Genomic DNA, 24441 nt, shown 5'->3' on the forward strand with positions numbered 1-24441 from the left:
CTCGGTCAGCCCGAGCTGGCGACGGCGGTCATCGATCCGCCGGGCGACGAGGGCCGGATCCACCCGCTGGGCGGCGTCAGGTCCGGAGTTCTGGTTCACATCGACTCCTCGGTGCCAGGGGCTCAGGTCCGGAAGAGCGCGACCTTGAGGGCGCCGTTGTCGCCCGCGTCCGCGAAGACGTCGTAGGCGTCCTGCATCTCGTCGAGGCCGAAGCGGTGGGTGACCAGCCCGGAGACGTCGAGCCGGCCGGCGGCCACCATGTCGAGCAACAGCGGGGTGCTGTGGGTGTCGACCAGACCGGTGGTGATGGTGACGTCGCGGATCCAGAGCTCCTCCAGGTGCAGGACCGCGGGATTGCCGTGCACGCCGACGTTGGCGACCCGCCCACCCGGGCGCACCACCCGGGTGCACAGTTCGAAGGATTCGGGGACGCCGACCGCCTCGATCGCCACGTCCACGCCGAGTCCGTCGCGGCCCAGTGCGCGGACCGCCTCGGGGGTGGCGTCGGCGACGGTCAGGGTGGTGTCCGCGCCGGCCCGCTCGGCGGCTTCCAGGCGGCTGGTGGCGAGGTCGATCGCGATGACGCGGGCGGGGCTGTAGAGCCGGGCGGTGATGATCGCGGCCAGCCCGATCGGGCCCGCACCGACCACCGCGACGGTGTCGCCGGGGCCGACCCGGCCGTTCTGGACGCCGACCTCGTAGGAGGTGGGCAGGATGTCGGCGAACAGCAGGGCCTGCTCGTCACCGACCCCGTCGGGGAGGCGGTGGAGGGAGTTGTCCGCGAAGGGGGTACGGACGTACTCGGCCTGGGCACCGTCGACCAGGTGCCCGAGGATCCAGCCCCCGCCTCCCGTGCACTGACCGTAGCTCGCCTCCCGGCAGTATGCGCAGCGGCCGCAGGCGGAGATGCAGGAGACGAGCACACGGTCGCCGGGCTTGACGGTGTGGACGCCTGGTCCGGTCTCGACGACGGTGCCGACGGCTTCGTGGCCGAGGACGCGGCCCTCGGTGACCTCGGGCACGTCGCCCTTGAGGATATGCAGGTCGGTGCCGCAGATGGTCACCGCGTCGACCCGGACGACCGCGTCCTCCGGATCACGGACGGCCGGGTCGGGGACCTCGCCCCAGGTGCGGCGTCCCGGTCCGTGGTAGGTCAGCGCCTTCATGTCCTGATCACCCCTGTCGGGCGGGTGCGTGCGGGGGTGACGGGTCGCCGTCGGGCGTGTGCGCCGGGCGGCGGCTCACCGCCTCGCCTTCCCTTCCAGCGTTGCGCCTGTGACCGGTGGCCGCCATGGGGCGGGTGGGTCGACACGTGGGGCCGTTGGGCCCCGGTCTCCGGTAGGCCCGCCCGGCGCCTCGGGAGGTGCGCGCCTACGCTGGTCAGTGGCATCCGGCGAGTTTCGCAGGAGTCGGAGGAATCCGTTGGGCAGTACACCGGAGCGTCCCGCTCCCCTGCCGCAGCTGCGTCTGGACGACCTGCTGGACGAGCTCCAGACCCGGCTGGACGCGGCACGCGGCACCCGCGACCGGATACACAGCCTGCTGGAGGCCGTCCTGTCGGTGGGCCGCGATCTGGAGCTGGACCAGGCGCTGCGGCACATCGTGGAGGCGGCGATCGTCCTGGTGGACGCCGAGTACGGCGCGCTCGGGGTCGTCGGCGAGGGCCGAAAACTCTCCCGGTTCATCCCGGTGGGCCTCACGGACGAGCAGGTCGAACGAATCGGACACCTGCCCTCCGGCCACGGGGTCCTGGGCGAACTGATCCGCCACCCCGAGCCGCTGCGCCTGGCCAGGATCTCCGATCACCCCGCCTCGTACGGCTTCCCGGCCGGGCACCCGCCGATGCACAGCTTCCTCGGCGTGCCGATCCGCATCCGCGACAAGGTCTTCGGCAACCTCTACCTGACCGAGAAACGGGGCGGCGGTGAGTTCGACGCGGAGGACGAGTCGGTACTGGCCACCCTCGCCGTGGCGGCCGGGGTCGCGATCGACAACGCCCGCCTGTACGCGCAGGCCAGGCTGCGCGAGCGGTGGCTGGCGGCCAGCGCGGAGGTCACCAGCAGTCTGCTGTCCGGCAGCCCGGAGGAGCGGGTGCTCGACCTGCTGGTCGGCCGGGCCGCCCAGATCTCCGGCGCGGACCTCGCTGTCGTCGCCCTTCCCCTCGCGGACACCGGCGAGCTGGAGGTCCGGTTCGCGGTGGGCCTGGGTGAGAAGCGGCACCGCGGGCTGGTCCTGCCCAGGGAGGGGTCGTTCGTCGGTGCGGCTGCCCGGACCGGTGGCCTCGTGGTCAGCCCGGACGTGAGCAAGGACCCGAGGATCACTGCCGGGCCGCCGCGCTGGGAGGGGCTGGGTCCCGCCGTGGCGGTGCCCATCGGCACCCCCGAGCACGGGGTGCGCGGCGTGCTCGTGCTGGCGCGGGCGACCGGGGCTGCCCCGTTCGGGCCGGACGAGTCCGGCCCGCTGCTCGGCTTCGCTGCCCAGGCGGCCGTCGCGATGGAGCTGGCCGAACGGCGCCGGGAGTCCGAGCAGATCGCCCTGCTCCAGGAGCGGGACCGGATCGCCCGCGACCTGCACGATCTGGCGATCCAGCGCCTCTTCGCCACCGGCATGACCCTCCAGGGCGCCACCCGCTTCATCGAGCATCCGGAGGCGACCGACCGCGTCCTGCGCGCGATCGACGACCTGGACGACACCGCGAAGACCATCCGGGCCACCATCTTCGGCCTCCGCGCCCGCGAGAGCGGCCCGGCGGCCGCCGGGCTGCGCTCCCGTGTGGTCGCGACGGTCGAACGGGCGGCGCGGATCCTTGGCTTCACCCCGGGCCTGCGGATGACCGGTCTGCTCGACGTCACCGTACCGACCGAGGCAGCGGACGGTGTGATCGCCGTGCTGGAGGAAGCCCTGTCCAACGCCGCCCGGCACGCCGACGCGAGCACCGTCGACGTCACGATCACCGCCGGGACCGAGCTGGCACTCACCGTGACCGACGACGGCATCGGCCTGCCCGAGGGCGGTCGGCGCAGCGGACTGGCCAACCTCGCCGAACGGGCTGCCGCCCTGGGCGGCAGCTTCACCGCCCGCGGCCGGCCCGGCGGCGGCACCGACCTGGTGTGGCGGGTCCCGCTGGCCTAGGTCTCCGGGTCCAGGACGTCCTCGGTCTCCGGATCCAGGACGTCCTCGGCCGGCAGCCTCGGTGTGGGGGCGCCCTCCGGTCCGTAACCGAGCCGGATCAGCATCTGGACGTGGCCGGGCCGCTCATGCGGCTCCCGGGCCTCCCACCGCAGGTTCGGCCACTCCATCGCCTGGTGCAGCAGCGAGGCCCGGACGCCGTGCACGGTGGCGGTGAGAAGGACGTGCTCCAGGGCCAGCCCGGCGCGCAGCCAGTCCTCGGGGTGGTCGCCCCGGGTGGCGAGTACCGCGATCAGAGGCTCCCGCTCGAACGTGGCGGGTGCCTGGTGCTCGCCGGCCCGGAGGGCGGCGAAGTCACGCATCGGCAGCCGGCCGGCGCGGTCCTGCGGTCCGAGGGCACGGACCGGGATGCCGACGGCCGGCAGCTCCCCGCTGCGGATCCACTGGCGGCTCTCGGTCCGCGCGGCCTCGTCGGTGGTGTTGCGGCGCTCGGCCTCGGCCGTGAGCTCCAGCAGCCTGGCCGTCTCGTCGTGGCCGGGGAGGTGGAGCACCGCGCTCTCCGCCCCTGCGACTGCGACGAGTTCGTCGAGAACGCCCGGCGGGACCGGATCGCCGGTGAAGGGCGTGCGGATGGAGTGGCGGTGCCAGATCGCCTCGTACAGCTCGTCCGTACCGGGGAGGTCCACCGGGGACGACTCGTCCAGCCGGACGGTCGCGAACAGGTCCGGTTCACCCGGGTCGGGCAGCAGGCGCACCTCCGGGGCCCACCCGAGGTACCGGGCGGCGACCCGGAGATTGAGCACCGCCGCGCCGACGGAGACGTGCATCGCGCGCCCCTGCGGGTCGGCGGCCGGAACGGCGCGTTCCCGCACGGCGCGGACCTCCAGGAGCGAGGTCTCCGGCTGGAGCCGGAAGTGCCAGGGCTGGCTGTTGTGGATCGACGGTGCGGCGACCGCGGCGGAGACGAGCTTCTCCAGTGCGGCGGCGTCGAGAGCGAGGGTGGGCATGACGGGCTCCCCGGGGTGTGCGGTCGGCCGGAGGCGGACGACCGACGGTGCGGAGTTCGGCCGGACGGGACCGGGTCGGTGCTTCCGTTCCAGCGTGCGGCCGGGAAGCGCCCCGGCGCTTGGGCCGACCGGCTCAAGCACCCGGGCCGTCCGGTCTCGGTGCGGCCGGTCAGTGCGGGCGCGGTTGCTGCTGGTCGGTATCCGCGTGCGCGGCGATGACGGCGGCCTGCAGGCGGCGTTCCACGCCGAGTTTGGCGAGCATCCGGGAGACGTGGTTCTTGACGGTCTTCTCGGCGAGGAAGAGTTCCCGGCCGATCTGCCGGTTGGTCTTCCCCTCCCCCACCAGTACGAGGATCTCCCGTTCGCGCGGGGTCAATTGGGCCAGCGCGGCGTCGGTGTCGCTCTCCTCGTGGTGGCGCAGGCTCTCCATCAGCTGGCGGGTGGTCGCCGGGTCGAGCATGGACTGTCCGGAAGCCACCGTCCGCACCGCCCCGACCAGGTCGGCCCCCTTGACCTGCTTCAGCACGTATCCGGCCGCACCCGCCATGATCGCGTCCAGTAGGGCGTCGTCGTCGTCGAAGGAGGTCAGCATGAGGCACGCCAGGTCCGGCATCCCGTCGCGCAGCTCCCGGCAGACGGTGACGCCGTCCCCGTCCGGCAGTCGTACGTCGAGGACGGCGACATCGGGCCGAAGCGCCGGGACCCGCGCCAGCGCCTGCGCGCAGGTGCCGGCCTCGCCGACGACCTCGATGTCCGGCTCCGCCTCCAGCAGGTCGCGTACCCCGCGCCGGACCACCTCGTGGTCGTCCAGCAGGAACACCTGCACGGGCCGGGTGGACTCGGTCGCGTCCATCGCGTGCTCCCTGAGGGGTGTACGTGGTCTCCCCAATGATTCTGCGCGCCCGGACGCCCCGGCGCATCAGAGGGTTCAGCCGTGCGGAACGACCGCGACGGGCACGGCGCCGGCGGCGGACGGCGTGAGCGACCCGCGCCGCGGACCGCTTGGGGGTGCGCACGTCGTCGGCGACCTCGCGAGTGCCGACGCCGACGACCTCCTCTCCCCCGGTGATCCGCTCCGGCGCCGCGCGCGAGACCCGCGAGCCCTGCGGACGTGCCACGGGTGGTCACGCCTCCTCGGCGGCCGCCGGGCGACGGAGCCGCCGCAGGTAGGGGTCGAAGGAGGGGCAGGGCTCCAGCCTGCCCCTGGCATCGACGCAGACGGCACCGCCACCCCGGCCGTCCCGGGCAGCGGGAGGGCGGCGCCGAACTCGGCGTCCAGTCGGACGGCGAGATCGGTCTGCGCGAGGCCGAGGCTGTTCGGTCCGGTCAGCCGCATGCTGTACCGCCGGCAGCTGCCCATCAGACGGCGGGCTTCACCGGCCGTAAGCCCCGAGGCCAGGACCACCAGCGCGCGGACGCCGGCCCGGCCGCACTCCTGCGCCGCCTCTGGCACGGACGCCGCCGGAACCGCCAGCACGGCGAGATCCGGGACGGCGGGCAGGGCGCCCACAGGACCGCCTGGCGGTCCTGTGGGCCGAGCGGGCGGATCACGACGGTCGTACCGTCCGTGAGCAGTGCCTCGGCGGTGGCCTGTGAAGGGTGGGCGATGGACATGGCGGCCCTCCTCGGCCCGTCGACCTGTGCGCGCTTCCAGCCTGGTCCGTGGCGCCCGTCCCGAAAAGGGCCGACCGGCCCTCCGGACGGCAGCGCAGGGGGCCGCGCGGCGGTGCCGGCGGGGCCCGGGCGGCCCTTTCCGGCAGGAACGCCACCGGCTCATCCTGGGAACCGAGCCGACCGTCCGGCGGCACCGGGACCGTGCCCGTGAGGGCTCGCGGAGCAGAGGAGCACCCCGTGTTCATGAAGCTTTCAGACGGCGAGGCCGCCGGGCCCCGCCCGACGGCCTCGCGTGGGCCGGCGCACCCCGGTGACCTGGGCCGTCGTATCGCACAGCGCCGCCGGGAGCTCGGGCTCAGCCGGGCCGAGGCGGCCGCCCGGGCGGGGATGGCCGAGGGATTCCTCGACTACCTGGAGTCCTCTCCGTCCACCGCCGAGGCGGGGCCGCTCATCAGGCTGGCCGACGCGCTCGGCACCACCGTCACCCGGCTGCTCGGCGGCGAGGTCGACCTCCCGCCCGGCTGGGGGGCCGCCGCGGCCCGTCCCGTGCTGGCGGAGCTGCCGGTCACCGCGTGCTGGGACAGGCTGGTGCCCGGCGGCGTCGGGCGGGTGGCACTGAGCACCGCGGACGGCCCGGTCGTGCTCCCGGTCAACTACCGGGTGCTCGACGGCACCCTGCTCTTGCGAACCGCCGCCCGCAGCACCCTCGCCGCCGCCCCGGGTACCCGGATCGCCTTCGAGGTCGACCGGGTCGACGAGGCACTGCGCAGCGGTTGGAGCGTTCTGGTCACCGGCTGGGCCGCCGCCTTCGACGAATCCGAGGCGATCGAACGGCTCGGCCGGTGCGGCGACCCGGACCCGTGGGCCGGCGGACAGCGTGACGTGTGGATCCGTCTGCACCCCACCGCGGTGACCGGCCGGATCATCCGGACCGAGGACGAGTCGGGTGATCGGGCTCCGGGGGACGCCGCCCGGTGAGCGGCGCGGCGGCCCCGTGCGCACACTGGGAGCAGGCCGGCAGCGCGGAGGTCACCTCGTGGCAGCGGACACATCCACCGGTACCGGGCCGGCGTACCCGGCGATGCCGGACCCGTGGACCCTCCGTTACGAGGGCTTCGAGCCTGCCGAGGAGGGCCTGCGCGAGGTGCTCTGCGCGGTGGGCAACGGTTACCTGGTGACGCGCGGCGCGGCCCCCGAGGCGGTGGCCGACGGCGTGCACTATCCGGGCACCTACCTGGCCGGCTGCTACGACCGCGCCGCCTCGACGGTCGCGGGCCGGGTGGTCACCAACGAGGACCTGGTCAACTGCCCCAACTGGCTCCCGCTGACCTTCCGCCCCACCGGCGGCCACTGGTTCACCGGCCCACCGGCCGAACAGAGCGTGGAACTGGACCTGAGACGGGGCGTGCTCACCCGGCACGCCCTCGTCGTCGACTCCGCAGGGCGACGGACCCGGCTCGTGCAACGCCGTCTGGCCAGCCAGGCACAGCCCCACCTCGTCGCCCTGGAGAGCACTTTCACCCCCGAGAACTGGTCCGGGCCGCTGGAGATCCGCTCGGCCCTGGACGGTGTCGTCGCCAACACCGGCGTGGCCCGCTACCGGGGCCTCACCGACCGCCACCTCGAACCGGCCGGCCACGGCACGGACGAGAACGGCGTGCTCTGGCTGGAGGCCACGGCCGCCGGTTCGCCGCTGCGCATCGCCCTTGCCGCCCGAACCTCGATCCGCGGCTGCGACGAACGCCTGCGGTCGGCCGACGGCCCCGGGGAGGGCCGGGTGGCACAGATCCTCACGGTGGACGGCGAACGGGGCCGGCCCGTGACGGTCGAGAAGACCGTGGCGGTCCACACCTCCCACGACCCGGCGATCGAGACGCCCCTGCACGCCTCCCGGCTGCTGGCCGCCCGGGCTCCCGGATTCGACCGACTGCTGGCCGAACACGCCCTCCGCTGGACCGAGCTGTGGCACAGGTGCCGGATCGAGGCTGATTTCGGGGCGCCGGTCCGTTGCACCTCAACCTGTTCCACGTACTGCAGACCTACTCCGAGCACTCCGTCGACCTCGATGTCGGCGTACCCGCGCGCGGGCTGCACGGCGAGGCCTACCGTGGCCACGTCTTCTGGGACGAGCTGTTCGTCCTCCAGCTGCTCAACCTGCGGTTCCCGGAGCTGGCCCGCGCCGTGCTGCGCTACCGCCACCGCCGTCTGGACGCCGCCCGGCAGGCTGCCCACGAGTCGGGGCTCCGCGGCGCGATGTACCCGTGGCAGAGCGCGAGCGACGGCCGGGAGGAGTCGCAGCTCCTGCACCTGAACCCGCTCTCGGGGCGCTGGCTGCCGGACCACAGCCACCTCCAGCGGCACGTCGGGTCGGCGGTCGCCTACAACATCTGGCAGTACTACCAGGCCACCGGTGACATGGACTTCCTCGCCGGCCCCGGCGCCGAGATGCTGCTGGAGATCGCCCGGTTCTGGTCCTCCGCCGCCGGCTACCACCCGGCCCGGGACCGCTGGTCGATCCGCGGCGTGCTCGGCCCGGACGAGTACCACGACGCCTACCCCTGGGCAGAGGGGCCGGGTCTGGACGACAACGCGTACACCAACGTCCTCGCCTCCTGGGCACTCACCCGCGCCCTCGACACGCTGCGCCTCCTGCCCGGCTACCGTCACGACGAACTGGTGGAACGCCTGAGGCTCGACGCCGGCGAACTCGACCGCTGGCGCGAGGTGAGCCGGCGCCTGTACGTCCCCTTCCACGACGGAGTACTCAGCCAGTTCGACGGCTACGAGCGGCTCACCGAACTCGACTGGGCGGCCTACCGCGGCCGCTACACCGACCTGCGTCGACTCGACCGGATCCTGGAGGCCGAGGGCGACACGGTCAACCGGTACCGGGTTTCCAAGCAGGCGGACGCGCTGATGCTCTGGTACCTGTTCTCCGCCCGCGAGGTCCGGGACCTGCTGCGCCAGCTCGGCTACCCGGCCCGGCACGAGCTGCAGCGCCGCACCACCGCGTACTACCTGAGGCGCACCGTCCACGGCTCGACGCTCAGTTCGGTGGTGCACGCCTGGGTGCTCACCCGCTCCGATCGCCGGGCCTCCTGGCGGTACTTCCGCGACGCCCTGGTCGCCGACCTCCGGGACGGCCAGGGCGGGACCACGGCGGAGGGCATCCACCTCGGTGCCATGGCGGGCGCCGTGGACCTGCTCCAACGCTGCTACACCGGGCTGGAGATCCGTGAGGACGCCCTCTGGCTCGATCCGCACCTGCCGTCCGCCCTCGGCTGCCTGACTCTGGAGCTCCGCTACCGCGGCCACTGGGGCGTGCTCCTCGCCGTCGACCACGGGGCGGTGACGGTGAGCCTGCGCGACGGCCCGCAGGACCCCGTCCGGATCCGCCTCCGTGGGACGACGACCAGCGTCGCACCCGGCGAGACGCGCGTCCTGCCGCTCTGACGCCGACGAGCACCGCCGCGGTCACCGCCGGCCGGACCAGAGCGGCTCCACCTGCTCCCAGGCGGACTCCCACTCGAGATCGGCCCCGCGCTCCAGCCGGCACCGCCGCATCACGTACCCGCCGACGACCGGCAGGGAGAGCGCGATCCACACACCGACGCCGATGACCGCGGCGTTCGAGAGGACCGTACCGCTGGACGGGGCGGCATCCGCCGGGAGGCCACCGTCGTCGACCTGGATCACGACCGCCGTGCCCGCACCGGCCCCGGCCGGAACCGCGATCAGCCCGGCTCCGGGACCGGCCGGATAGCTCCACCTGGCCTGCGCGTGGGAGCGGGTGCCGGCCGCCCGGAGGTCGTCCGGCTGGGCGGGCCCCGAGGTGACCGCGGTGACGGTGTGCCGGTGCCGGGCGATCTCGTGGGCGTCGTGCGCCCCGGCCCGGAACAGCAGCAGGCCCACGCCGGCGGCGCCGGCCAGCGCGGCGACGAGCGCCAGTGCCAGCGCCGTGACAAGGCGGCTGTACGCCCGGTCGACCATGCGGCAGAGCGGGTTGCGGTCGTGTCCCACGGCGCGGCGGACGTGCTGCCGCAGGCGCGAGTACGCGGCTGGGTGTCCATGAGTGGTGACTGCACCGGACATGACGCGCCTCCTCGCTGTCGGGCCGGTCCCCCGCCGGCCCTGCAGTCAGTCTTCCGGTGGCGACGGGGACGGCACAGGGTCCGCCGGATCGGCCGCGCGGCCCTGCCGTCCCCGGGACAGCGGGTCGGACAGCCCCGATCGGGGGCCGTCCGGCCCCTGCCGTGACCCGCCGACCGTGGTGCCATGGAAGGACAAGCCGGCCGGATCGAGCTGGGAGCACGCCGTGGGAGCCGCACGGGGAGACCGGATCGCCGTCCGAGGCACCCGTCCGGGAGCAGCGCGGTGCGGCGGCGGCCGCCGCGGCCGGCGCGGCCGGCGCGGCCGGCGCGGGGTCGATCTCGGCGACGGACACCCGGGTCCCTCACTACCGGCACGATGAGCCCGCCGTCGGCACGAGGGTGGGCCGGACGTCGGAGGGCCGTCACCGTGGGCCGTCGGCTGTGGAAACGGGGCCAGCCCCGGTGTCCTGCCGCCGGACCTGCTGACCGACCCCCAAGACCCCCGTCCCGACATCGGAGGACATCATGAACGGACCGATCGTGGTGGGCTTCGACGGCTCACCCGAGAGCGTGACCGCGACCGGCTGGGCAGCCCGCGAGGCGCTGCTCCGCGGACTGCCCCTGGAACTCGTCGAAGCGTGGCCGTGGCCGAAGACCGACGTCCTCGGCACCGACCAGGCGATCGCCTGGAGCCGACAGCGGCTGGCCGCCAAGGAGGCGGAGCTACGGGCCGTCCTCGCCTCCGGTGCCGAGGTCACCTCGGCCCACGTCCCCGAGGACCCGGCGGAGGCCCTGGAGGCGGCCGGCCGGGGCGCCACCATGCTGGTGCTCGGCTCACGGGGCCTGAGCACCCTGCGGGGCTTCCTCGTCGGTTCCGTGAGCCAGGAGGTCCTGCGCAGGGCGACCTGCCCGGTGGTCCTGGTCCGGGCGGAGGAAGCCGGTAGGAAGCCGGCTCAGGCGGAGGACGCCGCCGACGACGCGGCGGCGGACGGCGAGGTCCTCCTGGGCCTGGACCTCCGCCGCCCCTGCGACGACGTGATCGCCTTCGCCTTCGAAGCGGCCCGGCTGCGTTCCGTGCCCCTTCGGGTCGTCCACACCTGGGACCCGCCCGCCGGCAGCGAGTACATGGCGTTCGCCGCCATCGGTGCCATGGACGCGGAACTGTCGGCCTCCGAGCGGCAGCAGCTCTCGGACGCGATGGGCCCCTGGGGCTCCCGCTTCCCCACGGTGACCGTCGCGACGGACCTGGTCCGCGGCCACGCGGCGGTCGGACTCGTCGAGGCCGCCGCCGGTGCCGGGCTCCTCGTGGTCGGCCGCCGGGTCAGGCGCGCGACGCTCGGTGCGCACCTCGGGCCGGTGGCGCACGCCGCGATCCACCACGTCCACTGCCCGGTCGCGGTCGTCTCCTACGACTGAACCCGCGGAAGGCCGTCCGGCTCGCCCATCGGGGCCGAACGGCCCCCTCTGACAGCCCGGGTGACGACGCAGGCTGGTGCCTAGAGGTGAGAACGATGCACACAGTCGTCGTGTACGAGAGCATGTACGGCAACACCCGCGAGATCGCCGAAGCCATCGCCGAGGGCGTTCACCGGGCCGACCCGGAGGCATCCGTCGACTGCCTCCCGGTGTCGCGGGCCGACGCCGAGGTGGCCCGCACGGCGGACCTGCTGGTCGTCGGCGGCCCCACCCACATGCACGGGATGTCCTCCGGCGTCAGCCGCCGGATGGCCGCCGTGGGCGAGGCGAAGAAGGAGGGCAACGAGGACGCCGCCCACGAGGCGCACGAGACCGCCAGGGGTCCGGGTCTGCGCTCCTGGTTCCACTCGCTCCCCAAGACCGAACCCGGCACTCACGCCGCGGCCTTCGACACCCGCGCCGGCACGCGAATGAGCGGCGGAGCCGCGGACGGCATCGCCCAACGGCTCACCCGCCACCGCTACGACGTCGTCACCGACCCCGAGGGCTTCGTCGTCGAGGAGACCGACGGCCCCCTACGGCAGGGCGAGATCGAGCGGGCACGGGCCTGGGGCGCCGGGCTGGTCTGAGTCGGCTGCGGGCCAGCGGGAGACGTCTCTCGATGTGCGGGGCGCGGACGCGGTGATCGACGCCTGCCGGCGCTGCCTCGCGTCGCTGTTCACGGACCAGGCGATCGACTTCCGCGCGAGCGGATGGGCGTCGACCGCCCCTTCCCGGCACTGTCGGCCGGCGCCCAGCTGACGGTCCGCCCCGACCTCGCGGGAGCCGGGATGGCGTTCGCCCCCGATGCCGACACCGGTTTCCCCGGGGTGATGGTGCCGGGCGCCGCCTGGGGACCGGGCGAGACGCGGCCGGTGTCACGCTGCCCGCTGGCGGGAGACCGCCGCCGCGCCGGACACCCGGACCGGCGCGGCCCCCGGCTCCCGAAGGATCCGGCCGAGACTACCGAGGTCCGCCGCAACCGGCCGGCGGGCCCGTTCAGGTACCCGCCACCTCGTTCGCGTATCGTGCGCCGACATCGGAATCCGCGAAGGGCAGTCCATGAACACGTCGGCGTCACCAGCCGCTCCGGAGACGTTGGGACGGCATCTGGGCCTGTTCGACGCCGTGGTGATCGGGCTCGGGTCGATGATCGGCGCGGGAGTCTTCGCGGCGCTCGCGCCCGCCGCTTCGGCGGCCGGCTCCGGGCTGCTGGTCGGCCTGGCCCTGGCGGCCGTGGTGGCGTACTGCAACGCCACCTCGTCGGCCCGGCTGGCCGCGCGATACCCGCGGTCCGGGGGCACCTACGTCTACGGCCGCGAGCGCCTCGGCGACTTCTGGGGCTACCTGGCCGGATGGGCCTTCGTGGTCGGCAAGACGGCCTCGTGCGCGGCGATGGCACTCACCGTGGGCTCCTACGTGTGGCCCGCCCAGGCGCACGCCGTCGCGGTCGCGGCAGTGGTGGCGCTGACCGCCGTCAACTACGTCGGGGTCCAGAAAGCCGCCTGGCTGACACGTGCGATCGTCGCCGCCGTCCTGGCCGTCCTGGCCGCGGTGGTCACCGCCTGCCTGACCGGCTCGACGGCCGACGCCGGCCACTGGGCGGTCGGCGCGGACGCCGGCTTCCACGGCGTCCTGCAGGCGGGCGGCCTGCTGTTCTTCGCGTTCGCCGGGTACGCGAGGATCGCCACGCTCGGGGAGGAGGTGCGCGATCCCCGACGCACCATCCCCCGGGCGGTCTCGCTCGCCCTCGGCATCACCCTGGTGGTGTACGCCCTCGTCGCGCTCGCCGTCCTCGCCGTACTCGGCCCGGCCGCTCTGGCCCACTCGGCGGCGCCGCTGGTCGACGCCGTCCGGGCCGCCGGCGCCCCGGGCCTGGCCCCGGTGGTGCGCGCGGGTGCGGCCGTGGCGGCGCTCGGCTCGCTGCTCGCACTGATCCTCGGGGTCTCACGCACCACCCTGGCGATGGCCCGCGACCACCACCTGCCGCACCGGCTGTCCGCCGTCCACCCGCGTTTCGGCGTGCCGCACCGCGCGGAGCTGGCCGTCGGCGCGGTGGTCGCCGTCCTGGCGGCCACCGCGGACGTGCGCGGCGCGATCGGCTTCTCCTCCTTCGGCGTACTCGCCTACTACGCCGTCGCCAACGCCTGCGCCTGGACCCTCACGCCCGCGGAGGGACGCCCACCCCGGGTCGTGCCGGTGGTCGGCGCGACGGGCTGCCTCGTCCTGGCCGCCGCCCTGCCGGCCGCCTCGGTGCTGTGGGGCGCCGCCGTGATCGCGCTGGGCGCCACCGTCTACGGCGCGCGCGGGCTGCTTCGCCGGGGCTGAACACGCCTCGGGTGCCGGCCGGTGCACCGACGGCGCCGTGACGCGCGGGCCGGCCGGGAGTCATGGTGACGACGGTGCCGCCGCCAGGGCGCCGGTCAGCCGAGGGTCACCGTGACGACGGTGCCGCCGCCAGGGCGCGGGGCCAGGGCCACCGCGCCGCCGTGGGCGGTGGCGACCGCCTCGACGATCGCGAGGCCGAGCCCGGTGCCGCCGCTCGTGCGCGAGCGCGAGCTGTCGCCCCGGACGAACCGCTCGAAGACGTGCGGGGCGAGCTCGGGAGGGACCCCCGGGCCGTCGTCGGAGACGGTAATGCGGCGGGCTGCGACCCGCAGGACGACGGTCGTGCCGTCGGGCGTGTGGCGGTGGGCGTTCGAGAGCAGGTTCGTGACGACCTGGCGCAGACGGTGCTCGTCCCCCGTCACGACGACCGGTTCGGGGGGCAGTTCGAGCCGCCAGTGGTGGCCGGGCGCCGCGACCCGCGCGTCCTGGGTGCAGTCGAGTGCGATCCGGGTGAGGTCGACCTCCTCGCGGGCGAGCGGCCGCCCCGCGTCGAGCCGGGCGAGCAGCAGCAGGTCCTCGACGATGGCTCCCATCCGGACGGACTCGGCATCGATGCGGCGCAGGGAGTGCGTCACCTCGGCCGGAGTGCCTCCCGGGTGGCCGAGGGCGAGTTCGGCATGGCCCCGGATGGTGGCGAGCGGCGTCCGCAGTTCGTGGCCCGCGTCGGCGGCGAAGGCCCGCAGCCGGTTCTCGGACGCGTGGCGCTGAGCGAGGGAGTGCTCGACGTGGCCCAGCATCCGGTTGAAGGCGAGGGCGACCCGGCCGGTCTCGGTCCTCGGGTCCGCCCCCGCTACCCGGTCGTCGAGGACGACCTCGCCCGCCGCGAGCGGGAGGGCGCCGATCCGCTCCGCCGTGTCGGCGATGCGGTTCATCGGGCGCAGCGAGAGCCTCACCCAGAGGGCGCCGGCCACGCCGGTGATGCCGAGGGCGATCGCGAAGGAGACCAGCTCCAGTGCGACGACGCGGTTCTCGGTCTCGTGCACCTGGTGCAGGGGGAGGCCGGTGATCAGGACATCGCCGTCGCGCCCGGCGACGGCGCGGAGGCGGTAGGGGCCCAGGCCGGAGAGGCGCACCGAGCCGGGTGTTCCGCCCACCGGGAGGCGGGCGAGGTTCTGCCGGTCCCGCTGGGTGAGGGCGACGGTGTCGTCGGTGTCGGCCGGGAGGGTGCCCTCGGCGACCCCGTCGTCGTCGGCGTCGCCGTCGACCACGCCCGCGTTGGTGACCTGGCCGTTCACCAGGCGGGCGCCGAAGGTGCCGGGGCTCTGGGCGCGGGTGTCGCCGCGTGGTCCCGGGCCCGCGCCGCCGTGTTCCAGGCTCGCGGCGTACCGTCCGCCCGCGTCGGCGAGGCGCTGGTCGAGCTGGTTCACCAGGTAGTGGTCGAGCGCGGTGGTGACGGCGAGGCCGACGCCGGCGAAGGTGACGGCCAGCAGGGCCACCAGGCCTGCGACCAGCCTGCTGCGGATGGTGCGCGGCACGAGGCGGCTGTCCACCAGCCGGCCCTTCACAGAGCTGCCCTTCACCGAGCGATCCTTCAGGGGGCAGCCCTTCACCGAGCGGCCTTCACGTGACCGGTGCTTTGATCAGGTAGCCGGCGCCCCGGACGGTGTGGATCATCGCCGGCCGGCCCGCGTCGACCTTCTTGCGCAGATAACTGATGTAGAGCTCCACGACATGGGCCTGCCCGCCGAAGTCGTAGGACCAGACGGCATCCAGGATCTGGGCCTTGCTCAGCACCTGGCGCGGATGCTGCATCAGGTAGCGGAGCACCTGGAACTCGGTCGGGGACAGCTCGACCGGAGTGCCGCCCCGGAGCACCTCCCTGGACTGCTCCACCAGGACGAGGTCACCCAGCACGAGGGCGCCCGCCGGCACTCCGGCCGCGGAGGTGTCCGCCGCCTGGGCCCGCCGCAGCAGCCGCCGCAGCCTGACCACGACCTCCCGCAGGCTGAAGGGCTTGGTGACGTAGTCGTCGCCGCCGGCTTCGATCCCGGCGATCCGGTCCTCGACGGCGTCGCGGGCGGTCAGGAACAGCACCCGTACCTGGGGCTGCTCGGCGTGGATGCGTGCCAGCACCGCCATGCCGTCCAGGCCGGGGAGCATCATGTCCAGCACGACGGCGTCGGGCTCCCAGCGCCGGCACTCCAGCACCGCCTCCTCCCCCGAGGCCGCCCCGCGCGACTCCCAGCCCTCGTGGCGCAGGGCGGCGCACAGAACCTCGACCAGGTCGGGTTCGTCGTCGACGACCAGGACACGCGGGGTGGGCACGGGCATGGCATCCAATCCGGTCGGCGCTCCCGGTCGCCGGGGGCATGCGGTAGCTCTCCGCGCCATTGTGCCGTGCCAGGGTGAGAATCCGCTGAGACCGCGAACCGTCGATCATGGCCCTGAGCTGGCAGAACTCCCTGCGGGAGGGTCGGTGGCGGCGGAACTCAGAGGGAACTGAGAGGTACGGCTGACACGGTGGGCCGGTCTCCGGATCACGGTCGTCCGCGCACCCTGCCGGGCCGCGCGCAGGACGTCGGAGCCGCACAGAGAGGAACAGGACCATGGGTACCGCAGTCCGGCGACCGCGTCGCGCCGCGCCCGCCGGCCACCGTCGGCACCAGCGCACCTCACAGCGGCCGGTGCTCCCGCCGTGGCTGCTCGCCCGGCTCGTCCCGCCGGCCGTGGCCACCGGAGCGGCCGCCGTGCTCGCCCTGTGGTGGCAGGACACCTACGCGGTGACCGGTGCCGACCAGTGGCTCACCGGGGCGGGCCGGATCACCGGCCTGCTCGCCGGGTACGCCGCGCCGGTGCTGCTCCTGCTGATGGCCCGGATACCCGCCCTGGAACGGGACGTCGGCGCGGACCGGCTGGCGTGCTGGCACGCGATCGGCGGGCGCTACCTGGTCGGTCTGGTCACCGTCCACGTCCTCACCGTCGTCTGGGGGTCCGCGCTCACCGCGCACCGGGCCGTCGTCGGCGAAACCGTGCGGATGGTGCTCCACGACCCGGACATGCTCAAGGCCACCGCGGCCACCCTGCTCCTCCTCGGCACCGGCGCCGTCTCGGCCCGGGCGGCCCGACGCAGGCTGGGCTACGAGACCTGGTACTACCTGCACCTGGCGACCTATCTCGCGGTCGCCCTCGGCTTCGCCCACCAGCTCACCAACGGCGCCGACCTCGGCCGAGGGCCCGCCCACGCCGGCTGGTACGTGCTCTACCTCGGCACCTTCGCCGTGCTGGGCTGGTACCGGCTCGCCGTCCCGTTCCTCCGCGACCGCCGCCACCGGCTGCACGTCGCGGAGGTCCGTCCCGAGGGCCCCGGGGTGGTGTCCGTCTTCCTGGCCGGTGAGCGGCTGGCCGAACTGCGCGCCGAACCGGGCCAGTTCTTCCGGCTCCAGTTCCTCGCCCCCGGGTTGCGGTGGGCCGCCAACCCGTACTCGCTCTCCGCACCGCCCACCGACCGGTTCCTGCGCTTCACCGTCAAGGGGCTCGGCGGCCACAGCGCCGCCCTCGCCGGCCTCCACCCGGGCACCCGGGTGCGCGCCGAGGGCCCGTACGGGGCCTTCACTGCCCGCCGGCGGACCCAGCGGCGTGTCCTGCTGATCGCCGGCGGCGTCGGCATCACCCCGCTGCGGACCCTGTTCGAGACCCTGCCGGCCGGGCCCGGTGAGCTGACCCTGCTCTACCGGGCCCGGGACGGCGAGGACCTGCTGTTCCGGCAGGAACTGGAGCGGATCGCCGGGACGCGCTCGGCCCGCCTGTCCTACCTCGTCGGCCGTCGTGACGTGACGGGCGACCCGCTCTCCGCCGCCGCGCTCGGCCGGCTGGTGCCGGGCCTGGCGCGGCACGACGTGTTCCTGTGCGGGCCGGCGGCCATGACCGGGGCGGTCACGCACGAGCTGCGTGCCGCCGGCGTCCCCGCCCACCGCATCCACCACGAGTCGTTCGACCTCTGAAGGAGCCCGCCATGCGCCGCGCCGTTCTGGCCAGCACCGTCACCGCAGCCGGCGTCGTCCTGCTGCTCTCCCTCAAGCCGCACGGCTCCGCCTCCCCCGGGGCCGCCCCCGTCATCGGTTCCGATCCGGGCGGCACCGCGTCCGCCGCCCCGGCGACGCCCGGGGGGTCGTCGGCCGGGGAGCCATCGTCCGGGGGTTCGTCGCCCTCGGCCGCCGCAGGAGCGGGTAACGCTTCCGGCACCCGGGTCGTCACCGGCAACGCCGTCGACACCCGCTACGGACCGGTCCAGGTGCGGATCACCCTCAGCGGCGGCCGGATCACCAAGGCCGAGGTGGTGCGGTACCCGTCGGAGAGCAGGCGCGACCTGGAGATCAACCAGTTCGCGCTGCCCCGGCTCAATCAGGAGGCCGTCTCCGCGCAGAGCGCGCGCGTCGACGCCGTCGCCGGCGCCACCTACACCAGCGAGGGCTACCGGCGGTCGTTGCAGAGCGCCCTCGACCAGGCGGGCGTCTGATGCTCGGACACACCGAGCACGCCATGGGGACGGTCTTCTCCTTCGCCGTCCGCGACGCCGCGCCCGCCGACCTCGCCCCGGCCCTCGCCGAACTCCACCGGCTCGACCGGCTCTTCTCCACCTACCAGCCGCTGAGTCAGATCAGCCGTCTCGCCCGCGGCGAGCTGACCCTCGCCCAGTGCGATCCGCTGGTGACCGAGGCCCTCGACCACTGCGCCGCCGTGGCACGGGAGACCGCCGGCTACTTCTCCGTACGGGCCGGCGGCTCCCTCGACCCGTCGGGCTGGGTCAAGGGCTGGGCGATCGAACGCGCCTCCCACCTGCTGACGGCTGCCGGGTTCCCGCACCACAGTCTGACCGGTGGCGGAGACGTCCAGACGGCCGGAGCCCCGGCGCCCGGCCGCTCGTGGCGCGTCGGCATCGCCGACCCGGCGGCCCCCGGCCGGCTGGCCGCCGTCGTCGAGGCGCGCGACCGCCTCGCGGTCGCCGGATCCGGTACGGCAGAACGCGGCCAGCACATCCTGGATCCGCACACCGGGCTCCCGCCGCACGGCGCGCTCTCGGTCACCCTGATCGGCCAGGACATCGCGCTCACCGACGCGTTGGCGACGGCCGCCTTCGCCATGGGGCCAGCCGCCGCCCTGCACTGGGCCGAGCGACGCAGCGGCATCGAGGCCCTCGTGATCCTGTCCGACGGCACCCGCCTGGGCACCTCCGGCCTGACCGCCCTCCTCGCCGCGCCCTGACCCGGGACCACGGCCGCACCGACCCGGCCCTTCGGCGTCGGGTGTTCGTCACGCGGGTGCCTCCGGTGCGCGCGGCCGGGCGCCGTGAACTCCGCCGCCCCCCGGGAGCTCTGTCCCCACGTACCGGGCACAACTCACCGTTGCGGCGATCACCGCCGTCCCGATGGCGTGGGCGCTCTACGGGCCCACCCTCGGCTCGCGTACCGAGGACGTCGCCGTCCGATGGCGCGCGGCTGGGCGATGGTGGCCACCACCGGCTGATGTGGCCCCCGCAAGGCCGGGAGCTGAGCGGGCCCACGCGGCTGCGCCACCGCCGAAAGACTTGACGCCGACCGTGCGACGCGGTGCCATGAGTCCGGACGGAGGGGGCACACGGTGGCCGACGAGGGCAGCGATGCCGAGGGCCGGAGCGACGAGCGCCGGAGCGACGAGGGCGACGGTGACCAGCCGGATCGACCGGATCGACCGGATCGACCAAAAGGCCCGTACCAGACCGGATTTGAGGACACCTTCTGGTTGGTACTGCTCGGGCTGATCGTGGTGGTCCTCTTCTTGGTCGGCCTCCTCTCCTCCTTGGGCGGTGACGCCGGACCGGCGAACCAGGACTGGAACTCCGGCTGGCACTGAGCGGGGCGTCCGGCGCTCCGCCACCCGCTGCCCTCCGAGCGGCCTCCGCAGTGACCTTCGTCGTCGGTCACTGACGGGTCTTCTGCTCCGTCAGTCAAACGACTGATGTGCACCGCGCTCGGGTCCGCCAGGGTCGAGGGCACCGGGTACTTCCCGGTGGCGGGCGCGCGGGCGTGCCGCGAGGCCCGTCGACGCACGTGAACGAGGAGTACCAGGATGGCAACCAGTCAGCGGTCCGTCGCACGGTGGAGGACGGTCGTGGTCACCGGGGCAGCGGCGCTCGCCGTCGCCGGCGGCGTCGCCGCACCGGCCGGCGCGGCGACGCTCCCAGCGGGTTCGGGGGCGGACCGTCCGTTCGCCGGGAACCAGGACCTGCGCGACGCCGTGCAGGCGGGGGAACCGGCGCACCCCCGGGACCACCCGAGCGGTCGCCCGCTGCTCAGGCACCACTGGATCATCAAGGCCCAGTACGGCACCGTGTCCGCCCTGAACCGGGCGACCAGCTTCGGCTGGCAGCGCAACTACAAGGACTGGACGGTCGCCATCGTCGGCAACGACATCAAGGGGAAGAGGGTCACCGTCTACACCAAGATCACCAACCTGTTCTACGGTGAAGGCGGCGTCATCGGCGCCCAGACCGCTCCGACACCGCAGGTGCTGATCGCCAAGAACACCATCAAGGCCCAGAACGTCGACATCGTCACCGAGATCGTGAACGTCCACTTCATCAGCCCCCAGTGGCAGGACGTATTCAGCGCCGACTGCAGCGCCCAGGAGAACCTCCGCGACGCTGTGAAGGCCCAGCTCGCCTGCACGATGGGCTGACCCCCTCCGGACCGGCCGGTCGGTCGCAACACCGACCGGCCGGTCCCCAAGGCGCCGTGGTCGTGCCCGCGCATCCAGCACAACGGTGGCACCTCCCCCGCCGGTTGACGGGACGCATCCGTCGGTTGTCCGGCGATCGGACTCGCGCCAGACGTTCCCCGGGCGATCTCAGCGCGGTGCACCGCGTTCTTCCGCAGAGCACGAACTATCTGGCGGGCGCGCATGAGGTGCGGTCCGCCGAATGGCTTCCGAAGTGAGCCGGTACGACGGCCTGCTCTGGGTCGTGAAGGCTCCGTTGAAGACGCGAACGCCCCTTGCTCGGGCTCGCCGTCGGGTCTGCCGTGAACGCGTGGGTGCTGACGGCGCGCGGTCGGTGGCGGTTGGCACCCCGGGAGTGGGTGTCCCGGCCGGCGCCCACGGTTCCTCCCTCGTCTCGGAGGCCCACGTCGTAGACCTCCTGCCGCGACAGCCCCCGGGCAGCCGTCAGCCCGGAGCCGAATGACGACCGGGCCGCCCTCCAGCCCCGGGCCGCGACCCGGCCGGCGCCGCGAAATCGAGGCGACGGCGCGAAATCGAGGCGACGGCGCGGCAGCCCGTGTGACAGCCTGAACGGATGGCTGACGAGGACTGGGTGAGGATCTTCACCGTCGAGAACGCGACCGGCATGCCGCACCCCGGACTGGCCCTCGCCGTTTGACTGCGCGACCACGGCATCGATTGGTCGCCGGTCGACGAGCAGGACATCCGCTGCGACCTGACCTGCGGGCCCGACCGCGAGTCGGGCCGATGGCGGGGCTTCGTGACCGTGTCGGTCCGAGCCGGTGCGCTACGCCCGCTGGGTCTGCACCCGGACCAGCCGACCGCCCGCGCCGCCCTGCCGCTCGCCCCCGACTGGTGGGGCTCCTGGACGCGCACCCGGAGACCGGCCGTCCGGCGCTCGGAGGTCGCCGCCGCCCGGCGCCTGTGGGCCGCGCCCCACCGGCCGGAACGGTTGGCCGAGCTGATCCCGGACGCGCTCAGGGCGTCCCCGCTCCCGGCCGCCGCGCAGGCTCTCGCGGACCTGCGTTCCGTCGTTGAAGGCGACCGGACCGGCACACCCACCGGTTGACGGGCCGACGGGCCCGAGCACCGCTCGGGGGTCCCCGACCACATCGACGGACCGGAGCACAGCGGGCGCGGGAGTGGTCACGACCACCCTGCCCGCGCGGTGGTGGCGGCGCCGGACGGTGATCCGATCGAGGATCACCCGGGGGAGCCGAGCGTGCGCCCGCCAAGGGCGAGCCCGCCCCGGAGCACTGTCTCCCACCACGCCGGCGGTCGCGTGACCGGCATCGATCTGCCCAGAGAGCGCCGCCGCATCCTCGCACCGAACTCAGGCGGACCGGCCCGTCCCACCCGCGGAGGAAGGGGATCGTGCAGCCTTGCCACCTACCGCCGGTACGCCCGCTCCTCGGCCGAGGCGCCCTCGACGACGTCATGACGGTCAGGAGACACGGCATGCCCCCACCGGTTGGTGGTGCCTGCTCCCACCGACGAAGCGCTCGCCGTTCATGGCCGGCTCGATGCGGCCCGCATCCCGCAGGTCGAGAGCATGCCGCCAGATCCCCGCAGCGTCGCCGGGCATGGTGGCGAACGTCGCGGCGACCAGCTGTCCGGCCGACGCCGCCCGGCGGCCCAACTCCGTACCCAGGAACCCGCTGCCGCCGGCCTGCGGAGCGCGATGTGACAGGACGGTCGTACCTCCCGGCGGCATCCGGGTCGGTGTAACTTCGGTTCCCGGAGCGCCCCTTCGGACGGTGGGAGGCATCGCGTTCGGCTCGGGGACCGACCGGTCCACCAACGAGCCGACCTCCGCGGGCGCGCGTGGGAGAGGGGAAGACGTGAGTCACATGATCGACCCGACCGTTCCGCGGGCGCGGCGGATCACTCGCCCCGATGCGATCCTGCGGGGGGAGGAGATCGGTGCCGGACCGACCTGTCTCCTGCTGCATGCCGGTGGCGAACGCCGTCAGGTGTGGGCACCGGTCAGCGAGGTGCTCGTCGAAGCCGGGTTCCGCTGCGTGGCCTTCGACCAGCGGGGCCACGGCGACAGCGACGGCCGCGCTCGGACGCTGTCCGCGTGCGCGGCGGACGTCGCCGCGATGCTGTTCGCCGAGCCACCGGGGTGCGTGGTCGTCGGTGCCTCACTGGGCGGGCTCGCCGCCGTCGCCGCCCTCGGCGATCCGGCGGTGCGGGCAAGGGTGGCGGGGCTGGTACTGGTCGACGTCGTCCCCTGCCTCGAACCCGCCCGCGTCCGCCGCTTCCTCGCCGCCGGCGGCCTGGCCGGCACCCACACCGAGCTCGTGGAGGACATCCTCGCCCAGGTCCCCCGGCTACGGCAGATCACCGGCGCACTCGACCTTCCCCTCCTGCTCGTCCACGGCGACACCGGTTCCTCGGTCACCGCTGAGGACATCGACCAGTTGCTGCGCCTGGCCCCGCACACCACCGTCCGTTCCGTCCACGGCGCCGGACACCTCATCGCCCGGGAGCGACCCGTGGCGTTGGCCCGAGACGTCATCGCCGTCACCGGCGCCTGGGGCAGTCCGCAGTGACGACGAGGAAATCGAGGAGGCGTGGCGCCGACGTGGACCCCCGCCGGAGTTCAGCGGGGGTCCACGGTTCGGACCGCCGTGGAGGGCCGGCCTCCGTCCGAGCGGCATACCGGCCGACCTCAGCGGCCTCTGTCACCGGCCCGGTGCCAACCTCACTTCCTCAGGTGACGGGCGAAGAACTGGGCCGCGACGTCTCCCGCGAACTGCGGGACGCCGGTGTGTCCGCCCATGTTGGCGTGCAGGGACTTCTCCTGGGAGCCGAAGGCGTCGAAGAGGTCCAGAGCCGCCTGCCGGTCGTTCCCTTCGTCGTCCCACTGCAGCAGGACGTGCAGCGGGATGGTGACCTGCCGGGCCTCCTCGAACATGGCGCGAGGCACGAGACTCCCGGCGAAGAGCCCGGCGGCCACGATGCGCGGCTCGACCACGGCGAGCCGGATGCCGATCGAGATCACACCCCCCGAGTACCCGACCGGGCCGCCGATCCCGGGCAGCGCAAGGAGGGCGTCCAGGGCGGCCTGCCACTCCGGGACCGCCTTTTCGACCAGCGGGAGGACGAGGGCGTCGACGATCTCGTCGCTGACCGGCTCACCCGCCTCCATCGCCCGGCGCAGGTCTGCGCGGGCCTGATCGACGGCGGCCAGACGGGGCCGGTCACCGCTTCCGGGGAGCTCGATCGTGGCCGTGGCGAAGCCCTCCGCCGCGGAGTGCCGGGCCCGGTCCACCAGCCGGGGGTACATCTTCCGCAGTCCGAGGGGCGGGTGGCCCAGCAGGATCAGCGGCAGCGGTGCGGATACGGCGGCGGGCGTCCACAGGATGCCCGGAATCTCACCGAGGGTGAATTCGCGTTCGAGGACGCCTTCGTCGAGGCGCCGCTCGGAGGTGAAGCGCATGGTCGTGCCTTTCGGGAGTGCACTGAACGGCGCTCCCGGACGACCTGCCTATCGCCCGACCGTGACCCCGGAGGGGAGCACCCATGTCGATACTGCGTTCACGGGTACCACCTCCTCGATCTCTCGCACGGTCACCGGGAATGTAGCAGCGCACCCCTCGTCCACCAAACGGGTTTCCCCACGGCCTCCGCGAACAGCTTCTCCAGGCCGAGCAGCGGCCTCGTTCACGCGCCGGAACTCTCGACCAGGACAGGGCCGACCCCGGCTTCTGCCGGCCGGGGTCGCGGGAGAACCGCCCTTCGCCGCCCCTGAACGCCGACGAACGCCGACGAACGCCGACGAACGCACCAGGCTCGAAAGCCGGCTCGGCTCTCACGACGCGACCCTCCCCATGACCTGTGAGGGTCCGGACGACGAACAGGCCGCCGTCGCGTCCGCGCCACCGCCCGGTTTCGCGTTGACCGGCCTCGACCGCGGTGAGTCACCCGTGCCCTCCATCACGGAAGGGCGGTCCTCCCCGCAGGCCGGGCCCCGACGTGGGAGGGTTGGCGTTCCCCCTGGTGGGCAGGCGTAGACCGCACTCCGGCCGCCCGAAACAGCCGGGCATCCGCCGGAACCG

Annotated in this window: 20 protein-coding genes and 3 pseudogenes; 15 read left to right on the forward strand and 8 right to left on the reverse strand. The window is 74.1% G+C overall.

The features are described from left to right. Nucleotides 1-122: 122 nt before the first annotated feature. Nucleotides 123-1166: a zinc-dependent alcohol dehydrogenase family protein gene (locus ABZ497_RS29215; RefSeq protein ID WP_359809483.1), complete on the reverse strand. Its 1044-nt coding sequence runs from the start codon at nucleotides 1164-1166 to the stop codon at nucleotides 123-125. 256 nt (nucleotides 1167-1422) lie between these two features. Between ABZ497_RS29215 and ABZ497_RS29220 the strand changes: the two genes are divergently transcribed. Beyond that, a complete protein-coding gene (locus ABZ497_RS29220; RefSeq protein WP_359809484.1) occupies nucleotides 1423-3132 on the forward strand; it encodes a GAF domain-containing protein in 1710 nt (569 codons plus the stop codon). Here ABZ497_RS29220 and ABZ497_RS29225 read toward each other — a convergent pair. The 3 genes and pseudogenes from ABZ497_RS29225 to ABZ497_RS29235 form a co-directional block, all read right to left on the reverse strand. Then, nucleotides 3129-4136 carry a nitroreductase family protein gene (locus ABZ497_RS29225; protein WP_359809486.1) on the reverse strand — a complete coding sequence of 336 codons (1008 nt, stop codon included), beginning with the start codon at nucleotides 4134-4136 and terminating at the stop codon, nucleotides 3129-3131. The genes ABZ497_RS29220 and ABZ497_RS29225 overlap by 4 nt on opposite strands. Nucleotides 4137-4305: 169 nt before the next feature. Further along, nucleotides 4306-4989 carry a response regulator transcription factor gene (locus ABZ497_RS29230; RefSeq protein ID WP_359809488.1) on the reverse strand — a complete coding sequence of 228 codons (684 nt, stop codon included), beginning with the start codon at nucleotides 4987-4989 and terminating at the stop codon, nucleotides 4306-4308. Between the two features lie 363 nt (nucleotides 4990-5352). Further along, nucleotides 5353-5646: pseudogene (locus tag ABZ497_RS29235) on the reverse strand (CoA-binding protein); the annotation flags it as partial. A gap of 347 nt (nucleotides 5647-5993) precedes the next feature. Here ABZ497_RS29235 and ABZ497_RS29240 point away from each other — a divergent pair. From ABZ497_RS29240 to ABZ497_RS29250, 3 genes and pseudogenes are all read left to right on the forward strand, one after another. Beyond that, nucleotides 5994-6728: a pyridoxamine 5'-phosphate oxidase family protein gene (locus ABZ497_RS29240; RefSeq protein WP_359809490.1), complete on the forward strand. Its 735-nt coding sequence runs from the start codon at nucleotides 5994-5996 to the stop codon at nucleotides 6726-6728. 103 nt (nucleotides 6729-6831) lie between these two features. After that, nucleotides 6832-7548: pseudogene (locus ABZ497_RS29245) on the forward strand (glycoside hydrolase family 65 protein); the annotation flags it as partial. Between the two features lie 209 nt (nucleotides 7549-7757). Next, nucleotides 7758-9203 (forward strand): glycosyl hydrolase family 65 protein, encoded by a 1446-nt coding sequence (locus ABZ497_RS29250; RefSeq protein WP_359809492.1) that lies wholly within the window; start codon nucleotides 7758-7760, stop codon nucleotides 9201-9203. Between the two features lie 21 nt (nucleotides 9204-9224). Here ABZ497_RS29250 and ABZ497_RS29255 read toward each other — a convergent pair whose 3' ends face one another. Next, nucleotides 9225-9842 carry a hypothetical protein gene (locus tag ABZ497_RS29255; protein ID WP_359809494.1) on the reverse strand — a complete coding sequence of 206 codons (618 nt, stop codon included), beginning with the start codon at nucleotides 9840-9842 and terminating at the stop codon, nucleotides 9225-9227. A 524-nt stretch (nucleotides 9843-10366) separates the two neighbouring features. Here ABZ497_RS29255 and ABZ497_RS29260 point away from each other — a divergent pair. The 4 genes and pseudogenes from ABZ497_RS29260 (at nucleotide 10367) to ABZ497_RS29275 (ending at nucleotide 13624) form a co-directional block, all read left to right on the forward strand. After that, entirely contained in the window at nucleotides 10367-11257 is an 891-nt protein-coding gene (locus tag ABZ497_RS29260; RefSeq protein ID WP_359809496.1) for a universal stress protein, read from the forward strand. A gap of 95 nt (nucleotides 11258-11352) precedes the next feature. After that, entirely contained in the window at nucleotides 11353-11886 is a 534-nt protein-coding gene (locus tag ABZ497_RS29265) for a flavodoxin domain-containing protein (protein WP_359809497.1), read from the forward strand. A 19-nt stretch (nucleotides 11887-11905) separates the two neighbouring features. Next, nucleotides 11906-12058 (forward strand): annotated as a pseudogene (locus ABZ497_RS29270) (hypothetical protein); the annotation flags it as partial. Nucleotides 12059-12358: 300 nt separating this feature from the next. After that, nucleotides 12359-13624, forward strand: coding sequence for an APC family permease (locus tag ABZ497_RS29275; protein ID WP_359809499.1), 1266 nt, complete (start codon nucleotides 12359-12361; stop codon nucleotides 13622-13624). A gap of 95 nt (nucleotides 13625-13719) precedes the next feature. Here ABZ497_RS29275 and ABZ497_RS29280 read toward each other — a convergent pair whose 3' ends face one another. Both ABZ497_RS29280 and ABZ497_RS29285 read right to left on the reverse strand, forming a co-directional pair. After that, nucleotides 13720-15204 carry a HAMP domain-containing sensor histidine kinase gene (locus ABZ497_RS29280; RefSeq protein ID WP_359809501.1) on the reverse strand — a complete coding sequence of 495 codons (1485 nt, stop codon included), beginning with the start codon at nucleotides 15202-15204 and terminating at the stop codon, nucleotides 13720-13722. Nucleotides 15205-15244: 40 nt separating this feature from the next. Then, nucleotides 15245-15955 (reverse strand): response regulator transcription factor, encoded by a 711-nt coding sequence (locus tag ABZ497_RS29285; RefSeq protein WP_359809502.1) that lies wholly within the window; start codon nucleotides 15953-15955, stop codon nucleotides 15245-15247. 275 nt (nucleotides 15956-16230) lie between these two features. Here ABZ497_RS29285 and ABZ497_RS29290 point away from each other — a divergent pair, with 275 nt between their 5' ends. From ABZ497_RS29290 to ABZ497_RS29320, 7 genes are all read left to right on the forward strand, one after another. Beyond that, entirely contained in the window at nucleotides 16231-17625 is a 1395-nt protein-coding gene (locus ABZ497_RS29290) for a ferredoxin reductase family protein (RefSeq protein WP_359809504.1), read from the forward strand. An 11-nt stretch (nucleotides 17626-17636) separates the two neighbouring features. Continuing rightward, nucleotides 17637-18140 (forward strand): FMN-binding protein, encoded by a 504-nt coding sequence (locus tag ABZ497_RS29295; protein WP_359809506.1) that lies wholly within the window; start codon nucleotides 17637-17639, stop codon nucleotides 18138-18140. Beyond that, nucleotides 18140-18886, forward strand: a complete 747-nt coding sequence (locus ABZ497_RS29300; protein ID WP_359809508.1) for an FAD:protein FMN transferase — start codon at nucleotides 18140-18142, stop codon at nucleotides 18884-18886. Before ABZ497_RS29295 ends, ABZ497_RS29300 begins: the two co-directional genes overlap by 1 nt. 375 nt (nucleotides 18887-19261) lie before the next feature. Continuing rightward, on the forward strand, nucleotides 19262-19513 hold the full coding sequence (locus ABZ497_RS29305) for a hypothetical protein (RefSeq protein ID WP_359809510.1): 252 nt from the start codon (nucleotides 19262-19264) through the stop codon (nucleotides 19511-19513). Between the two features lie 216 nt (nucleotides 19514-19729). Continuing rightward, entirely contained in the window at nucleotides 19730-20338 is a 609-nt protein-coding gene (locus ABZ497_RS29310; RefSeq protein ID WP_359809512.1) for a hypothetical protein, read from the forward strand. Between the two features lie 799 nt (nucleotides 20339-21137). Further along, nucleotides 21138-21446 carry a hypothetical protein gene (locus tag ABZ497_RS29315; RefSeq protein ID WP_359809514.1) on the forward strand — a complete coding sequence of 103 codons (309 nt, stop codon included), beginning with the start codon at nucleotides 21138-21140 and terminating at the stop codon, nucleotides 21444-21446. Between the two features lie 781 nt (nucleotides 21447-22227). After that, nucleotides 22228-22932 (forward strand): alpha/beta hydrolase, encoded by a 705-nt coding sequence (locus ABZ497_RS29320; protein ID WP_359809555.1) that lies wholly within the window; start codon nucleotides 22228-22230, stop codon nucleotides 22930-22932. Between the two features lie 152 nt (nucleotides 22933-23084). Here ABZ497_RS29320 and ABZ497_RS29325 read toward each other — a convergent pair whose 3' ends face one another. Next, nucleotides 23085-23822 carry an alpha/beta hydrolase gene (locus tag ABZ497_RS29325; protein ID WP_359809516.1) on the reverse strand — a complete coding sequence of 246 codons (738 nt, stop codon included), beginning with the start codon at nucleotides 23820-23822 and terminating at the stop codon, nucleotides 23085-23087. Nucleotides 23823-24441: the final 619 nt, after the last annotated feature.

The organism is Kitasatospora sp. NPDC005751 (genome assembly GCF_040630835.1).
Lineage (GTDB): Bacteria > Actinomycetota > Actinomycetes > Streptomycetales > Streptomycetaceae > Kitasatospora.

Excerpts from the sequence above, each read along its gene's own strand:
- ABZ497_RS29215 (WP_359809483.1), bottom strand. The coding sequence starts at position 1,166 with ATGAAGGCGCTGACCTACCACGGACCGGGACGCCGCACCTGGGGCGAG.
- ABZ497_RS29225 (WP_359809486.1), bottom strand. The coding sequence starts at position 4,136 with ATGCCCACCCTCGCTCTCGACGCCGCCGCACTGGAGAAGCTCGTCTCC.
- ABZ497_RS29230 (WP_359809488.1), bottom strand. The coding sequence starts at position 4,989 with ATGGACGCGACCGAGTCCACCCGGCCCGTGCAGGTGTTCCTGCTGGAC.
- ABZ497_RS29240 (WP_359809490.1), top strand. The coding sequence starts at position 5,994 with ATGAAGCTTTCAGACGGCGAGGCCGCCGGGCCCCGCCCGACGGCCTCG.
- ABZ497_RS29255 (WP_359809494.1), bottom strand. The coding sequence starts at position 9,842 with ATGTCCGGTGCAGTCACCACTCATGGACACCCAGCCGCGTACTCGCGC.
- ABZ497_RS29260 (WP_359809496.1), top strand. The coding sequence starts at position 10,367 with ATGAACGGACCGATCGTGGTGGGCTTCGACGGCTCACCCGAGAGCGTG.
- ABZ497_RS29265 (WP_359809497.1), top strand. The coding sequence starts at position 11,353 with ATGCACACAGTCGTCGTGTACGAGAGCATGTACGGCAACACCCGCGAG.
- ABZ497_RS29275 (WP_359809499.1), top strand. The coding sequence starts at position 12,359 with ATGAACACGTCGGCGTCACCAGCCGCTCCGGAGACGTTGGGACGGCAT.
- ABZ497_RS29285 (WP_359809502.1), bottom strand. The coding sequence starts at position 15,955 with ATGCCCGTGCCCACCCCGCGTGTCCTGGTCGTCGACGACGAACCCGAC.
- ABZ497_RS29290 (WP_359809504.1), top strand. The coding sequence starts at position 16,231 with ATGGGTACCGCAGTCCGGCGACCGCGTCGCGCCGCGCCCGCCGGCCAC.
- ABZ497_RS29295 (WP_359809506.1), top strand. The coding sequence starts at position 17,637 with ATGCGCCGCGCCGTTCTGGCCAGCACCGTCACCGCAGCCGGCGTCGTC.
- ABZ497_RS29300 (WP_359809508.1), top strand. The coding sequence starts at position 18,140 with ATGCTCGGACACACCGAGCACGCCATGGGGACGGTCTTCTCCTTCGCC.
- ABZ497_RS29310 (WP_359809512.1), top strand. The coding sequence starts at position 19,730 with ATGGCAACCAGTCAGCGGTCCGTCGCACGGTGGAGGACGGTCGTGGTC.
- ABZ497_RS29320 (WP_359809555.1), top strand. The coding sequence starts at position 22,228 with ATGATCGACCCGACCGTTCCGCGGGCGCGGCGGATCACTCGCCCCGAT.
- ABZ497_RS29325 (WP_359809516.1), bottom strand. The coding sequence starts at position 23,822 with ATGCGCTTCACCTCCGAGCGGCGCCTCGACGAAGGCGTCCTCGAACGC.